We start from the raw sequence: 16800 nt of genomic DNA, 5'->3' as shown, positions 1-16800 counted from the left end.
ATTGTTAAAATAAATAAAACAATTTGAAAGGCCTCTTGTATGCGCGGGTTTAAATCTTTTTAAATACAATCTGTTCGTTAAGCATATCGTGCATTTGCTTATAAAACATCCTTAATTCGCCATAATCCTCTTTGCCATAATGCCCTTTGGTTCGGTCAATAACATATCTTACGGTTAGATAGCCATCTTGATCGGCAATGAAGCGTTTAAAACTGATGCTTTTATCGGTCATTACCATGCGCATACTTTTAGGTAGCGCCTCGGTTTTGTAGCCAGCGGGTATTTTGTAATAGGCATTTAACTCATATCTGTCCAGATAGCCAAAATCGATATCTGTTGCACGGGTTTCACTTAAAAAAGGGTTAGTACGCATGGGGGCAAACAGGTTGGGATTAAAATATATGTAAGTCCCGTCTGATCCTGCCAAATCTAAGCTAAAGGTGACGCTTTGGGTTAAAGGAAGGGTGTCAACCTCCATGTTGTTCATTTTTAAGGACGATATTTTAAGATTGTTGTCATTATCCCGGATAAAATCCGTGTATTTTTTTTCGCCATCGGTTTTATATCGTTGCGTGCTGTTTATCTTGTTGTAGCTAAAGCCAATTATATCGGCGGTACCGGTAACCTTGCTATCGGGCAATATATCGGCTTTTAAAATAACTACCTGGCGTACAGGCTCGCTGTTTTTAATAAAAACGATATCGTACTGGTTTGTAGCCTTATCAATATACAAACCAGATGAGTTAAGCAATTCATCCGGTGTTTGGTTGTATAAATTATACTTGCCGGTTGCATCAAGAATATATTCTTTAGCAGTATCAACGGGTACATAAACCACCGCCCTGTTAAACTGGGACAGCGAGGTGTTGTAGCGGTCAATTTTACCGTGACTGCGCGTACTTACTATCATTGGGTACGCCTTTACGCCCGATTGTTTAAGCAGATGGTACAAAATGATGTTTACCTCGGCTGAGTTCCCCGTCTTTTTTTCCCATGCGCGATAGGTGCCATCATTGGTGTACCAGCGGTCGGCCCCATCCCACTTCATCGCGTTTTTTACCTGGTTAAAAACAAAAGCGATTTTCTCGTCGTCTGTTTTTAAGGCTTTTGCTTTGTTAATGATAATTTCTTCGCCGTTAAGTTTTCGTTTAAGCTGGCCGCCAAAATCTTCATCATCGGCAATTATGCCACCAACCTTTGCCCAGGTATCCGAAAATGATTTGTAAAATCCGTAGCTGGATTTTACAGATGTAAGATTAAAATGTAACGACATCAGGTTATCGGCATACGAGCGCATATAGGGTTCGTCATGTAGCGACGGAACGTTTATTAAAGCCCGTTTGTCCTGCTCCTGGTTGTAAAGGACCGGGTTGATGCCTCCGCCCAGGCTTCTTGATTGGGTTGAATGCTCTGACTTAAAATAGGGTTGCCAAACGTGGCGTATAACCCTGAAGTACAATAAATCGGGTATCGAAGTGTCAAGTTCGCTGTAGCGCGTGGGTATTTTTTCCTGAAAATCCCAGGAAGGGAAGTTGCTGACAGACTGTGTGCGATATTTGTATTTATACTCAATGACAGAGCCCGGTTTAACGTTAGGCATCGAAAACACAATTGCGCTGCGAACTTTATCAACAGCTTGAGTAAATATTTGCTTTTTATCTACCTTGGTAATTTCTGGCTTGCCATTAACCAGGTTGATGGTCTGGGCCTGCACGTCGGTAATATATTCCAGCCGGTTACCGCCATAAAATTCAATGCGGACGTTTGCTTCATCCTTGCCGTTATCATTAAATATTTTAATCCGTTTGTGATAATCTCCCTGGATGTCAAAAACGCCATCATAATAAATATCAGCTTTATTAAAAAGCACTTCGGCATTAGCATCGGGTTCAAAATCGCATTTGGTCATTTCCAAATCGGAGTTGTCAATTTTGCCAAAAGGCATAAAGGTTGGGGTTGTTTGCGCCGAAACAGAACCAGAAAACGCAATAAGGGCAAAGAGGGGTAAAAATTTATTCATATTATAATTGGATAAGGACTATGGTAGGCTAAATATAGCAATAGGCTGCACTTTTTTGCAAATACATTAATAAATTTTTATTTACTCTATTTTATAACTTTGCAAGGTTGTCATTGTTCAATTTTATACCAGCTATTTTGGCACAAACTATACCCTTTTATGCTATATTAGTAAACTGGCAACCAATTTGATATACCATATTTAATGAAGCAAAAATTTTACGATACTGCTGTGAAGCAGGAAAAAGCTGTTTTGGTAGGCGTGATGACACCCCACGTAACCGACGAACAGGAGAAGGAATATTTAGAGGAACTGGAGTTTTTGGTTGCAACGGCAGGCGGCGAAACAATAACTCATTTTACCCAAAAACTGCAAAGGCCCGACAGGGCCACCTTTGTGGGCAGCGGTAAGCTGGAAGATATAAAGGCTTTTGTTATTGAAGAAGAAATTGATATGGTGGTGTTTGACGATGAACTGTCGCCATCGCAATTGCGCAACATTGAAAACGAATTGCAGGTAAAGATACTTGACAGGAATAACCTTATCCTGGATATTTTTGCCAATCGTGCGCAAACCGCCCAGGCCAAAACCCAGGTGGAGCTTGCACAGTTACAATATTTGCTGCCCCGCCTTACCCGTTTGTGGACTCACCTTGAGCGCCAAAAGGGTGGTATTGGTATGCGCGGACCGGGTGAATCGCAGATTGAGACCGACAGGCGTTTGATATTGAATAAGATAGCCTTGCTGAAAGACAGGCTGAAGCAAATTGACAAGCAAAACGAAACCCAGCGCAAAAATCGCAGCCAGATGGTGCGTGCCGCGCTGGTGGGTTACACCAACGTTGGCAAATCAACCATCATGAATATGGTATCCAAATCGGAAGTGTTTGCAGAAAACAAACTGTTTGCCACGTTAGATACTACTGTAAGGAAAGTTGTACTGGAGAATGTTCCCTTCCTGTTATCAGATACTGTTGGTTTTATCCGCAAATTACCTCACCAACTGGTAGAATGTTTTAAATCGACACTGGATGAAGTGCGTGAAGCAGATATTCTGGTGCACGTGGTAGATATTTCGCACCCTAACTTTGAAGATCAGATTCGTACCGTTAACGAAACCCTGAAAGATATTGGTGCTATTGATAAACGGATGATAACGGTATTTAATAAAATAGATGCCTTTAAACCCGAAGACCACCAGATAGAGCAGCAGGAAGAGCCGCTAACGCTTGACGATTTTAAACACAGCTGGATGGCCAAAAACAACAGCCCCGCCATATTTATATCGGCCACAAAAAGGGAGAATGTAGACGAGTTCAGGACTTTGCTTTATGAAGAGGTGAAGGCGATACATATGGAACGGTATCCGTATGATCATTTGCTGTATTAGAGGCAGCAGATGTGCAGATGACAGATTTCAGATGTGCAGATTGATAATGTACCAATAAAACAAATGATAAGAATCTTCAAATACATAGAAGAGTTAGACTGTTTTGTCGCAAATCCCGCCTATAAAGATATCGCCGATTATCTTGGCTTAAATGAAATGGGTGAAATGGCGTGGATAGGAAGGTTTTTCACAATGGATAATGATTTTGGCGAGCATTGGTTTGACAATTGGGACTTACGAGAAGCCATTGAAGAAAAAGCAGGCAAAATGGGCTTCGATGTTACAGAACTTTATTTTGTAGAAGCAGATCGATTTAAAGATAACAAAGATGGTCCTTGTCATACATGGACGGCAAGGGCTTTGTTTTGGAAGGATGTTCTGATGTCGCTTCACTTGGGACACGAAACTATATTTTTAGAGGCAAGAAAGCTTAACTCAGAAAGACAGGTGCTTATCCCGGAAGAGTATATCGATGATCTTGAAGATAGAATACAAAAGATAAGAGATAATAATTAGCACTTATCTTTGTATCCTATTGGTAAAAATGTCATTTACTGTCGTTAAGTACGGACATCGCTTCGTTAAACTCACAATCCGTCAAAAAAGCATCAGAAGGTAACTGGGCGATCTCGTCAAAAAGGCCATTTAGGCTTTTCTTCATTTTTTTTACAAAAGCAGAGGGGCCCCTGCAGCTAAAATCTCATCAATTGAATACGATTTAACATTGGGTGAATATGGTACTTTTATGATTTTGCTTTCTTCCTTTTTCATTGTGAGCCCTCCTCAAACAAACATACAAAAAACGGCTTAAACAAAGTTTGTATTCTATTAGGTTAAAAATAAAGGGAAATTTATCGCCGGTATAAAATTATTCTTCAAAGCCGTATCAAAAAGCAGCTTTATCGCTTTCCTTCCCTCCTCGCCTAATTCTACAGAATATTTATTTACGTATAATTCAATATGCTTGTACATGACCTCTTCGCTCATCTCCTGCGCGTGCGAACGGATAAACTCCAGGCCCGACTTTGGATTGGCAAAAGCAAACTCAACCGATTTGCGTAACACCCGGTTTAATTTATGCTGAATAGCTGCCGGCAGGTTACGGTTGGCAACTATGCCGCCAAGCGGAATAGCGCAGCCGGTTTGTTTTTCCCAGTGGTCGCCCAGGTCGATAATCTTTTTTAGGCCTTTATCCTGGTAGGTGAAGCGGTTTTCGTGGATGATGAGGCCGATATCAACCCGGCCTTCCAGTACTGCGTTTTCGATATCAGAGAAAACAAGCTGAACCTTATTTGTAGCATTTGGAAAAGCGTTGCCCAATAAAAAGTTGGCGGTGGTATACTTGCCGGGGATGCCGATTTTAAGTTGTGAGTTGTGAGTTGTAAGTTGTGAGTAGAGTTTTTCCGGGTCTGCTTTGCAGATCAGCATTGGTCCCACACCAAAGCCTAATGCGCTGCCCGAATCAAGCAGTACATATTTATCGGCCACGTAAGCAAACGCATGGTAGCTGAGTTTGGTAACATCCAATTCGCCGCGGAAGGCTTTTTGATTCAGGGTTTCTACATCATCATAAAAAACCTCAAACTCCAGGCCTTCAGTGTCAATTTTATGGTGAATGAGGGCATCAAAAATAAAGGTATCGTTTGGGCAGGGCGAAAAACCGAGAGTTAGTTTCATAATACGTTATAAGTTGTACGTGTTACGTTATACGTTTTTAAGTTGCACGTCAAACGTATAACCTCAACCTTAATTAAAGCTCAATAATGGCTTCAATCAGATCGATGGCAAAGGTATTCAGATTTTTTATGGCAAGCCCTATCTGCCAGCTGTCGCGGTTACGCTTTTCTACATAATTTGACACAGCCCTGATCTGGATACAGCGCACGTTAACCTGCCGGCAGGCGTAAAAGAAAGCCGCGCCTTCCATACTTTCCAATTGGGGATTTAAACGCTCCTGCACTTTTTTGATAGATACATCATTGCCATGAACGGTATTTACAGTAATGGCCCTTGCTTTTTTTAAATAGAAACTACTTTCAACTTCATCTAATGAGGTTGTTGGTTTATAGGTAACCTCGCCAAAGCCCAAAACGTTCATTGGGATAAACAGTTCATCGTCTTCTGCCCCGGTTTCGGCAAATGTGTCTTCGGTTACTTCAACAACACTGCCGGGCTCAATACCCCTGTCGAAGCTGCCTGCGATACCCAGGTTTATGGCAAGGTCGTATTTTTGATGCGTCAAGTGTTGCCCCATGGCGAAGGCTGTTGGCACCATACCCGCGCCGGTTATCAATACATCTATCTTGTTACCGAAGTATTTGGCCAATGGTTCAACTTCGGGCGCCGTTGCGGCAACAACTAATATAAGCATATTGCTTTTGTGTGTGTTTTATTTACAGATTTTTGACCACGAATATAAAACAACTGGCCTGTTTTTGTTTTGTATATTTGCACCCACTTAATATTATGATGATACATATAACGCGCAAGGAACATTTTAATGCCGCTCACCGGATGTACCGTGAGGAATGGAGCGCTGAAAAAAACAATGAGGTATTTGGCAAGTGCGCAAACCCCAACTGGCATGGTCATAATTACAATTTATTTGTAACTGTTAAAGGTGAAGTTACACACGCCACCGGTTATTTGATGGATTTAAAAGAGCTTAAGGTTATTATTAACGAGCACGTTATTGAAAAGCTTGATCATAAAAACATCAATATGGATGTTGAGTTCATGGCAGGCAAAATGGCATCGACGGAGCTGCTGTGCATCGAGATTTTTAACCAGCTTAAGGCGCCTATTGAGGCCTACGAAGGAGTGTTTTTACACTCGGTAAAACTATATGAAACTGAAAATAATTCCGCGGAGTATTTTGGCGGATAACCGGATAAAATGATTGATAAAAACCATATCCCCGACCGCGATGACGATATTGACGGTTATACCAAAATAGACAGGTACAATCCGCAACTGATCGAAAACCTATCGGCCCATTATCTCGACGTTTTAAAACAAATTGGTGAAAAGCCTGAACGGGAGGGCTTGTTGAAAACGCCGGAACGAATTGCCAAGGCGATGCTTTTTCTTACCCATGGGTATGACCTGGATGCAAAAAAAATCCTGAACTCGGCCATGTTTAAAGAGGAGTACAGCCAGATGGTTATTGTAAAAGACATTGAAGTATACTCCATGTGTGAGCATCATATGCTGCCTTTTTTTGGTAAGGCACATATTGCCTATATTCCCAATGGTTATGTTGTTGGCTTAAGTAAAATACCAAGGGTGGTTGATGCTTTTGCCCGCAGGCTGCAGGTACAGGAGCGCCTGACCAACGAAATCCGCGATTGCATACAGGAAACGCTTAATCCGGTTGGCGTAGGGATAGTTATTGAATGCCGCCACCTGTGCATGAGCATGCGCGGTGTACAAAAACAAAACTCGGTAACCACCACATCGGCCTTTACCGGCGAGTTTTTAAAAGAAAAAACGCGTACTGAATTTTTAAATTTGATAAGTTCTAAGTTAAGTTAATGGTGAGTGGTTGATTAGGAGAGTAGTAAAAACCCAATCAACCACTTAACCTAATCAACTCAATCAACCAATAACCAATATAAATGAACGCATATATTTTTCCAGGGCAGGGCGCCCAATTCCCGGGTATGGGTAAAGATCTTTACGAACAATCTGAAAAAGCCAGGGAGTTATTTGAAAAAGCCAATGAAATATTAGGTTTCCGGATTACAGATGTAATGTTTGATGGTACAGCCGAAGATTTGGTACAAACCAACGTTACCCAGCCTGCCATATTTTTACACTCGGTAATTTTAGCTACCGTTTTGGGCGATGAGTTTAAACCGGATATGGTTGCCGGTCATTCTTTAGGCGAATTTTCGGCCCTGGTGGCCGCAGGCGCTTTATCGTTTGAAGATGGTTTACGTTTGGTAGCAGCACGCGCCAACGCCATGCAAAAAGCCTGCGAAATACAACCATCAACCATGGCGGCTATTTTAGGGCTGGATGATTTTATTGTTGAAGATGTATGCCAACGTGCTACCGCAGTAGTAGTAACGGCAAATTATAACTGCCCCGGTCAGCTGGTTATATCCGGCACAATTGAAGGCATTGATGAAGCCTGCGAAAAATTACTTGCGGCAGGTGCTAAAAGAGCTTTAAAGCTTAAAGTTGGTGGCGCTTTTCATTCGCCATTAATGGAATCGGCAAGGGTTGAGTTGGAAGCGGCAATTGTGGCTACCGAAATTAAGGCGCCGGTGTGCCCTATTTACCAAAATATTGATGCCAAACCGTATACAGACCCGGCACTTATCAAACAGAATTTAATTGCCCAGCTTACGGGCGCAGTAAGGTGGACGCAAACCGTTAGGCACATGCTGGAAGACGGGGCGACCTCATTTACCGAAGTTGGCCCGGGTAACGTATTGCAAGGGCTGGTAAAAAAGGTTGACAGGGCAATACCCACCCAAAGCGCTGTTTTAGCTTAATAATAATTAAAAAAGGCACTATTTAATAGTGCCTTTCGTTTTGTTTTAAACTTGTAACACCTGATAACAATTTGACCACCTCCGGAAAAATACGTTTGTTGCTTACCCTGATAGGTATTGGATTGTTATTTACGGCCATTATTATCCAAAAAACCTATACGCCTGTAAATAACCTTGACCAAACTGCGCGGGAACTTGAGGGTAATTTGCACAAAAAAGAGGCTTATATTGATAAACAACTAAATGATAAGGTACAGTTTAACAAATTTAAAACCCTTGCAGATAATGACCAGGAAGCAATTAACGAAATAGAGAACTTTACCGCAAAAAAGAATACCTGGTTTATAACCACCTATAACAACCGGTTAAGTTTTTGGAGTGGCATTAAAGTTTTGCCCGATAGCCTTTGGAATATAAAAGAAGGCAGCTCATTTATTAAGCAGCCAAATGGGTATTATGAAGCAATAAGGAAAACCGAGGGCGGTTTTTCGGTAATATTTTTTATCCCCATAAAAATCGATTACACATTTACCAACCAGTATCTTCAAAACACTTTTGCTAAAGACTTAATTACCAAAGATAACATTGAACTTGCCGACCTGGGCGATAAAGACGCCTACGATGTACACAGCGCAAACAACGATTATCTGTTTTCGGTAAAGCAAAAGCCCAATAGTGTTAATTATGCGTTTATATACTATGAAGCCGTTTTTTGGATTTTAACCATCATAACGCTTTGTATATTAATCCATAATATTTGTTGCCATGTGGCGGCAAAGGGTTACGCCTGGTTGTCGGTGATATTCCTGGCGTTATTTATAGTGCTGTTCCGTTTTGTTAATTTATATTATCACCTGCCGGATTTTAGCGGCATGCTTAAACTTTTTGACCCTCAAATTTTCCACTCGGGTGTTTTGTACCCTTCTTTTGGCGATTTATGTATTAACCTGCTTTGCGTTTTTTGGTTTGTTGTATTTATATACCTGCAGCGCCGGCGACTGTTTACAGCGGCATATACAAATTCGGCAGGTTATTTTATTGTAGTTGGCTGCATCCTCTTACTTATCGCGATATCCACGTCGTTGTTAAGGTTGTTTTCAGACCTGGTTATCAACTCGGGCATTAACTTTAATGTTAATAATGTACTGGGCTTGTCATCGTTCAGCGTGGCGGGTGTTTTAATGTTGTGCTTTAGTTTTCTTATTTTTTATCTTGTTGATGACGTTGTTCTTTTTATATGCTTAAAACTGGGTGTGCCACGATTGCACCAGCTGTTACTGCTGATAGCAGGTGTTGCTATAAGCACGGTTGTTTTTGCCCGGTATTATGGTTTTAGCTTGTTTTACCTGTTATGGATGGTGCTGGTTTTGATAAGGGCATTTGGCTTTATATACCACAGAAGCAAACTTACCACTAGCGCCTTTTTGGGCGTGCTTTTAATATGTTCTTTAATATCGGCCATTAAATTAAACCACTTTGAAAGCATTAAAGAAGAGGTTGTGCGTAAAAGGCTGGTGCACCGGTTAGAAGATCCGGTTGACCATGATGCCGAAAATACCTTTATAAAGATAGAGAAACGGATTCTTGTTGACTCGGCCATTGTGCGCTACTTTAAGGAAAATGTACATAATAATGATTACCTGCTCACCCGTTTTCAGAAATTATATTTTGATGGGTACCTGTCAAAGTACGTTGTTAAAATACATGAGTATGATGCTAACGACCAGCCCCTGGCCGAAGATGACGTTCCGATAACCGGTTTCAAAGACCAGGTTGTATACAACTCATTTAAGGTTGTGCCAACATCTTATTTTTACCGGGGTACGGCATCGTTTGGGCTACAGAGTTATTTTGCAATATTGCCCATAAAAAGCAGGAATAAACAATTAGGCACCCTGGCCATTGAGTTTACATCAAAACCTCTTCAATCGTTGGGCGCCTTCCCCGATTTGTTGATAGAGGGGGCGCTGCAATCTGAAGATGAATTTAAAGAATATTCATACGCTTACTATTACGACAACCGCCTGCAAAGCCAGCGGGGCACTTATGTTTATACGCTTAATAACCCCGATTTTAAAGGGGTATTAAAAAAGTATATCATAAAAACCACCAGGATTAACAATCCCGAATGGTACAACACCTTTACAAAGTACGAACACCTTATTTATAAGCCCAACAAGCGCAACATAGTTGTAGTAAGTAAAGAAACAAACCCGCTTTATAATGGGGTAACGTCCATTACCTTCTTTTTTATGGCTTTGCTGGTATTCAGCGCAATTATCATTATCGTCAGGGGGGCATGGGTACGCGTAAGAATTTTAAGCATCAAGGATGATAAAATCCGCTGGAATTTCAGGATTAATTTTGATAAGGTACTTTATAAAACGCGCATACAGTTTGTAATGATTTTTGCGGTTGTAGTTACGCTGATAGCGGTTGGTTTTATCACCTTTATATCAATAGGGAGCCAGTATCAAAGCCAGCAGGATAAACAAATCCGCAATAAAATAACCCGTATTGCCGAGGCTTTTCAAACGGGCGCGTTAAACAGGTACATATACAACGTAAACGAAAAAAGCCAGGTTGATTTTGACATCATGGCCAAAACCTATTCAACCGATTTGGTTTTGTTTGATACAAATGGTGTACCACTGGTAACAACCCAGCCAAAAATGTACGAAGCCGGCCTGGTTGCCAAAAAAATGAACTCCCGAGCCTTTATCTATTTAAGCCGACTGCAAAAAACTGAATTTGTAAACGATGAACGGATAGGGGAATTGAGTTATAAAGCCGCTTATGCGCCTATTGTAAACTCCGGCAGGATAATAGCCTACATCCAGCTGCCTTATTTTTCGAACGAGGCAGATTATAAGGAACGCATAACATCGTTGCTGAATGTGATGATAAACGTTTATGCGCTGGTATTTATAGCCATTGGTTTATTTGCTATCATCATTGCAAGGCAAATTACCGCGCCGTTAAGCTTTATACAGGAAACATTGAGCAAAACCATTTACGGCAAAAAAAACGAACCGATAAAATGGCAGCGAAATGATGAAATTGGGGCACTGGTTAAAGAATACAACAAAATGATATCGGCCCTTGAAAACAGCGCCAACCGGCTGGCACAGTCTGAGCGTGAAAGCGCCTGGCGCGAAATGGCTAAACAGGTAGCGCACGAAATTAAAAACCCGTTAACCCCGCTAAAATTAGGTTTGCAGCTGCTTGATAAATCGTGGCGGGATAAAGACCCTAAATTTGATCAAAAATTCGAGCGCTTCAGTAAGTCGTTTGTCGAACAAATAGAAAGTTTATCGTCCATCGCATCCGAGTTTTCGGCTTTTGCCAAAATGCCCGATACCCGTATTGAGCAATTAAATGTTTTTGAAATGCTTAACCAGGCGGTTACCATATTTAAACAAATGGACAACATGCATATCATGTATCAGCAGCCTGAAACGCCCTTTATGATCAATGCCGATAAAGATCAGCTACTGCGGTGTTTTAATAACTTGTTAAAAAACGCCATAGAGGCCACGCCGGCGGATAGAAAAGGGTTGATAGATATCAATTATCTTATTACCAGCAAAAATGTGCTGCTCACCATAAAAGATAACGGCAACGGGATTCCCGAAAATATGCGCGAAAAGATATTCGAGCCCAATTTTACCACCAAAAGCTCTGGTACCGGCCTTGGGCTTGCCTTTGTGAAAAACTCCATCGAGAATGCCAACGGTAAAATATGGTTCGAAACAACCATTGGCATCGGCACAACTTTTTACCTGAGCTTTCCATCGGTTTGAGGGTAAAGGGCGAAAGGCCTGTAATTTGAGGTCAAAGGCGAAAGGTAAAGGGCAAAAGGTAGCTGCGGAAAAGGCAAAAAGCAGTTACGGTTTAATAGATAACAGGATTTGCCTAAAAAGTCTTTTGCCTTTCGCCTTTATCCTTTCACCTATCGCTTAGCAAATTTCTTCACCGTCTCCGTTATATGGGCTAAATGATGTTTGCTGTGCCATGAATATAGAGCCAGCCCCTTTTTAAGCGAAACTGTATCGCCCGAAGCGGGGTGTACAAAGGAGCGTCCCCACTCATTTTCGGTAAAGCTTTCAAATAAGGCCACCATATGAATGTGGATGCCTTCCAGTATTTTTAATGACGATTCTACCGGCAGGCGGTAATCGGGTAATAAGGCCCAATCGGCTTCTTCATAGGGTTTTATAACCGGGTTGTTTTCGGTAAGCGCCAGCTTAAAACGGGTAATGGAATTCATGTGGCTATCGGCCAGGTGATGGATTACTTGCCTCAATGTCCAGCCGCCCGTGCGGTACGGGGTATCCAGTTCCTGGTAGTTTAAACCGGCTATAGCGTTACGTAATTTGCCTGGGAGCGTGCGCAGGTCATCTATCCATTCGCGAATGTTTTCGTCGGTATAGGATGCCGGAGGGGTAAACTTCCCAATCGGGAACCTCATTTGTTCGTCTGTCATAAGCTAAAAAAAAATTAAATTAGGTATAATTTTATAGTACAGCAAGCTTTAGCCTAAATTAGCGTTCTGTACGTGTTATTTAAACCGATGATAAAAAAACTGTTTTTAGTACTGCTGCTGTTAAAATGCTCTTTTACATATGCCCAAACCATTAAAACCGACATTTTGGTAATTGGCGGAGGCCCTGCCGGTTCGTCGGCAGCCATCCAGGGAGCCCGCAGCAAAATTAAAACAGTATTGATTGAAGCGGGCCCGCAGCTATGTCCGGGCATGAACGCTCAAACTATGGTAACCATCGGCGGCGGGCACAATCTGCCTTCGGGCATCTGGGGCGAATTCCGGAAATGGGTAACGGTGTTTTACAAAAAAACGCCAGGGTATGACACCGTGTACAATGCCCCGCTCCGGTTAGAACCATACACAGGTGCGGCCATCATCAAAAAAATGGCCGATACAGTTAAAAATCTCACCATAAAGTTAAATACCACAGTTGGCAGTGTGAAAAAAGATGGGGATGGTTGGGCTGTAACGGTTAGCCAGGATTCAAAACCACAATTAATAAAAGCAAAGCTTATCATTGATGCCACAGCAAATGCTTCGATAGCCGAAAAAATGAGCATCGATTTTAAGCCTATCGATTTCAATGCCGACAGTCACCAATCCGCTGCATACCGTACCAGTATTGCAACAGGCGATAGTTATCCCGGACAAAATGGTGATAAAAAGAATACTTCCGGCAACTATCCCCCATCGCCGGCATATTGTATCCCGCTAAGCGCCATTGTGGCGCCGGGTACAGAAAACCTGTTGATAGCTGGCAGGCTTTTTCCTGAAGATGATATCCAATACCTGCCCAACTTGCTTACGTTGGGCCAGGGCGCCGGCGCCACCGCGGCGTTTTGCGCTTTTTTTAAGACAACCACACACAAATTAAACACACGCGCTGTGCAGGGCGAACTGTTGGATTTTAAAAGTTACTTAATGCCATTTGCCGATGTAAACCCGAATGATCGGTATTTTAGGGCGGTACAGCAGGTAGGGGCAACCGGTTTATTAAAAGGGGTACAAAATTTGGATAATAACGTCCCTCGTATGTTATTTATGCCCGATTCGGCAGTTAACACCGCAGATATTGAACCGGTGTTAAACGATATTTACACCCGTACTTTTTTATGGTTCAACAGGGAAAAACCAGCTGCGAAATTTACTGTTGGAAATACCCTTTCGCTTATCAGCGAGATAACCCTTGCCGATCCTAAAACGTTACACATCTCCATGGCCAAAGCCTGGAAAAACCAATACAAATTTCAATCGGATTTTGATGTTAACCGGCCGATAACCCGCAGGGAGTTTGCCGTGCTTATTAACCAGTTTTTGAACCCATTTGCCCGCACTATTGATTTATCGGGCCGGTTTGTAAATTAGGTAAAGGTTTAAGAATAGCGTACAAATGCTCGTCTAAAACAACGTTGTTTTTAATAATAGCATCTTTAAAAACGCCTTCTTTTACAAACCCCGCTTTTTCCAATACCCGCATCGATTTTGGGTTATTGCCCAATACCCCAGCCTGCAGCCTTACAATATCCAGGTTGGCAAACCCGTAATCAACTACCAGTTTTACCGCTTTGGGCATTACGCCTTTTCCCCAATGTTCCTGGCCCAGCCAATATCCAATTAGCGCGGATTTGCGGTAAATATCGTCCCTTAAATCAATACCAATTACGCCGGCAAGTTCGCCGTTAATAACTATCGCAAATTTGGTTTGCACGATGTCGGCTATTCTAAGCCGGATAAAATCGATGGCATCGGCAAGCGTATATGGTGAGGGAAAGCGATCAAAAAGAGCATTGAAGATTTCGGGATTATCAGCATGTTTTTGCAACGGTTCGGCATCCGTCAACCGTAATTCCCTTAAAATAAAACCGTCTCCTTTAATTTCCATTTGTAACAATAAAACGCCTAAAATTAGCAAAGCAAACCCAAACTGTTAAATTGCATCCGTGTAATTTATTGCACGATTTAAGACTGACTCATGAAAAAAATTATTACCCTGCTATTGCTGGCCAATACCACAGCTGCTTTTGCCCAAAAACTGGATACGCTTACCATAGAAAAAATTATGCGCGACCCAAAGTGGATTGGTGTATCGCCGTCAGATATTCATTGGAGCGATGACAGCAAAAAAATTCTTTTTAAGTGGAACATCGATAAAACAGGCCCCGACGAATTGTTTGTCATTACCCCGGCTAACACAGCGCCTCAAAAAGTGAGTATCGCCGAGCGGCGTAGCTTACCTGCCGAAAACGGTAGCTGGAATAAAAAGCGGACCCAAAAAGTTTTTGAAAAAAACGGCGACTTGTTTTTAGAGGATATTAAATCGGGCAAAACGGTACAGCTTACACGCACCGCACAGCGCGAAAGCTCCCCGGTTTTTAACGGAAACGAAAGCAGGATCATATTTTCGCAAGGCGGCAACCTGTTCGCCATGAATGTTAATGGCGGCGGATTGGAGCAACTCACTAATTTTGTTAAATCGAAAAGCAAAAAAGCCAAAGAAGAGCTTAACGAAGAAGAAAAATGGCTTAAAAAGCAGCAGCTGGAATTGTTTGATATTATTAAGGTTGAGAAAAAAGAGGAAAAACAGGATTCGACAGAGACAGCCGCATTAGAACCCAAAGGGTTGAAAGAACTGGCTTTTGGCGAAAAACGGGTGGGAAAGGTTAATTTAAGTCCCGATGAGCGCTTTGTAACGTACCGGCTTACGAAGCCGGCAGAAGGTGTTAAAAATGCCATCGTACCCAATTATGTAACTGAATCGGGTTTTACAGAGGATATTCCCAACCGTTCAAAGGTAGGCAGGCCATCGTCAACATCCGAAACTTTTATTTATGACAGGCAGCGTGATAGTGTTTATCAAATCAAAACCGCGGATATCCCCGGCATAAAAGACCAGCCCGATTATTTAAAAGATTATCCTAAAGAGCAGGAGGCCTATAAAAAGGCAAATGCAGATAGGCAGGTAACCATAGAAGGCGTGTTATGGAGCGAGAACAGCGCCCATGCCGTTGTCGTAATGTCGGCCCTGGATAATAAAGACCGCTGGATTATGCGATTGGATGCAGTCACCGGCAAGCTTAGCCTGCTTGACCGCCAACGCGATGAAGCCTGGATTGGTGGTCCGGGTATCGAAAACTCGGCGACTGGGAATGTTGGGTTTATTGATAACGATCGTTTTTATTATCAGAGCGAGGCCAGCGGGTATTCGCACATCTATATAGTTGATGTTAATAGCGGTGTAAAAAAGCAAATTACCAGGGGCAAATGGGAGGTGCAAACCCTGCAGTTATCCAACGATAAAAAAATATTTTACTTCACCGCCAATATGGATCATCCCGGATTGACCGATTTTTATAGCCTGCCGGTTGATGGCGGCACGCCAACAAAAATAACCGGGATGAAGGGCGGCAATGATGTAACCCTTTCGCCCGACGAAAAATGGCTGGCTATCCGGTACTCCTACTCCAACAAACCATGGGAATTATATGTGCAGGCCAATAAGCCCGGAGCCGGGGCGGTACAGGCCACAAACTCCATCAGTGCCGAATACAAATCGTACCCATGGCGAGATCCTGAAATCATCACCTTTAAAAACCGCTATGGCAGCGATGTTTACGCCCGCCTTTACCTCCCCAAAAAGGCCGACCCGGCAAAGCCGGCGGTGGTATTTGTACATGGGGCTGGTTACCTGCAAAACGTAACTTATTCATGGAGCTATTATTTCCGCGAATTTATGTTTAATAATATGCTGGCCGATAATGGCTATACCGTATTGGATGTTGATTACACGGCAAGCGCAGGTTACGGCCGCGACTGGCGTACCGGCATCTATCGCCACATGGGCGGCAAAGATTTAACCGACCAGGTTGACGGTGTAAAGTATTTAGTAGAAAAGTACGGGGTAAACCCCAAACACGTTGGCTTATATGGAGGCTCGTACGGAGGTTTTATTACGCTGATGGGCCTGTTTACCGAGCCTGACGTTTTTGCGGCCGGCGGCGCTATCCGTTCCGTTACAGATTGGGCGCATTATAACCACGAATACACATCCAACATTTTAAATGAACCATTTACCGATGAAACCGCTTACCGTAAAAGTTCACCCATATATTTTGCCCATGGATTAAAAGGCAATTTACTAATGCTGCACGGCATGATAGATCAGAATGTGAACTACCAGGATATTATTCGCCTTACCCAGAAACTAATTGAATTGCACAAAGAAAACTGGGAACTGGCATCGTACCCCGTAGAAGACCACGCCTTTGAACAACCCAGCAGCTGGACGGATGAGTATAAACGGATTTATAAACTATTTGAACAAACGTTAAAGAAATGATAGGACG

General features: G+C 42.4%; 13 protein-coding genes. 8 read left to right on the top strand and 5 right to left on the bottom strand.

All coding sequences use genetic code 11. The features are described from left to right. Positions 1-49: 49 nt before the first annotated feature. The gene (locus AC1DXF_RS02560; protein WP_477445800.1) at positions 50-2020 is read right to left on the bottom strand and encodes a DUF3857 domain-containing protein; all 1971 of its coding nucleotides are present in this window, start codon (positions 2018-2020) and stop codon (positions 50-52) included. A gap of 204 nt (positions 2021-2224) precedes the next feature. Here AC1DXF_RS02560 and hflX point away from each other — a divergent pair, with 204 nt between their 5' ends. Continuing rightward, positions 2225-3409, top strand: a complete 1185-nt coding sequence (gene hflX, locus AC1DXF_RS02555) for a GTPase HflX (protein WP_477445798.1) — start codon at positions 2225-2227, stop codon at positions 3407-3409. Between the two features lie 63 nt (positions 3410-3472). Further along, positions 3473-3925 (top strand): hypothetical protein, encoded by a 453-nt coding sequence (locus tag AC1DXF_RS02550; protein ID WP_477445796.1) that lies wholly within the window; start codon positions 3473-3475, stop codon positions 3923-3925. Positions 3926-4237: 312 nt separating this feature from the next. On the opposite strand, the gene AC1DXF_RS02545 is transcribed toward AC1DXF_RS02550, so the two are convergent. Next, a complete protein-coding gene (locus tag AC1DXF_RS02545; protein ID WP_477445794.1) occupies positions 4238-5086 on the bottom strand; it encodes a menaquinone biosynthesis family protein in 849 nt (282 codons plus the stop codon). 73 nt (positions 5087-5159) lie between these two features. After that, positions 5160-5780: a futalosine hydrolase gene (gene mqnB, locus AC1DXF_RS02540; protein ID WP_477445792.1), complete on the bottom strand. Its 621-nt coding sequence runs from the start codon at positions 5778-5780 to the stop codon at positions 5160-5162. A gap of 98 nt (positions 5781-5878) precedes the next feature. Here mqnB and AC1DXF_RS02535 point away from each other — a divergent pair, with 98 nt between their 5' ends. From AC1DXF_RS02535 to AC1DXF_RS02520, 4 genes are all read left to right on the top strand, one after another. Beyond that, positions 5879-6295, top strand: coding sequence for a 6-pyruvoyl trahydropterin synthase family protein (locus AC1DXF_RS02535; protein ID WP_477446074.1), 417 nt, complete (start codon positions 5879-5881; stop codon positions 6293-6295). Between the two features lie 9 nt (positions 6296-6304). Further along, on the top strand, positions 6305-6943 hold the full coding sequence (gene folE / locus AC1DXF_RS02530; RefSeq protein WP_477445790.1) for a GTP cyclohydrolase I FolE: 639 nt from the start codon (positions 6305-6307) through the stop codon (positions 6941-6943). 83 nt (positions 6944-7026) lie between these two features. Continuing rightward, on the top strand, positions 7027-7911 hold the full coding sequence (fabD, locus tag AC1DXF_RS02525) for an ACP S-malonyltransferase (protein WP_477445788.1): 885 nt from the start codon (positions 7027-7029) through the stop codon (positions 7909-7911). Between the two features lie 71 nt (positions 7912-7982). Then, positions 7983-11714 (top strand): ATP-binding protein, encoded by a 3732-nt coding sequence (locus AC1DXF_RS02520; protein WP_477445786.1) that lies wholly within the window; start codon positions 7983-7985, stop codon positions 11712-11714. A 149-nt stretch (positions 11715-11863) separates the two neighbouring features. Here AC1DXF_RS02520 and AC1DXF_RS02515 read toward each other — a convergent pair whose 3' ends face one another. After that, positions 11864-12397 carry a YfiT family bacillithiol transferase gene (locus tag AC1DXF_RS02515; RefSeq protein WP_477445784.1) on the bottom strand — a complete coding sequence of 178 codons (534 nt, stop codon included), beginning with the start codon at positions 12395-12397 and terminating at the stop codon, positions 11864-11866. 87 nt (positions 12398-12484) lie between these two features. Between AC1DXF_RS02515 and AC1DXF_RS02510 the strand changes: the two genes are divergently transcribed. Then, positions 12485-13822 (top strand): FAD-dependent oxidoreductase, encoded by a 1338-nt coding sequence (locus tag AC1DXF_RS02510; protein WP_477445782.1) that lies wholly within the window; start codon positions 12485-12487, stop codon positions 13820-13822. Here AC1DXF_RS02510 and AC1DXF_RS02505 read toward each other — a convergent pair. Next, entirely contained in the window at positions 13791-14339 is a 549-nt protein-coding gene (locus AC1DXF_RS02505) for a GNAT family N-acetyltransferase (protein WP_477445780.1), read from the bottom strand. The two genes, AC1DXF_RS02510 and AC1DXF_RS02505, sit on opposite strands and share 32 nt — an antisense overlap. Positions 14340-14429: 90 nt before the next feature. Here AC1DXF_RS02505 and AC1DXF_RS02500 point away from each other — a divergent pair, with 90 nt between their 5' ends. Next, positions 14430-16793, top strand: coding sequence for a S9 family peptidase (locus tag AC1DXF_RS02500; RefSeq protein ID WP_477445778.1), 2364 nt, complete (start codon positions 14430-14432; stop codon positions 16791-16793). The last annotated feature ends 7 nt before the right edge of the window (positions 16794-16800 follow it).

The sequence above is a fragment of the Mucilaginibacter sp. P2_A5 genome, from assembly GCF_056404995.1.
The sequence above is the reverse complement of the archived record's forward strand: the minus strand, read 5'-3'. Positions and strand labels throughout refer to the sequence as shown.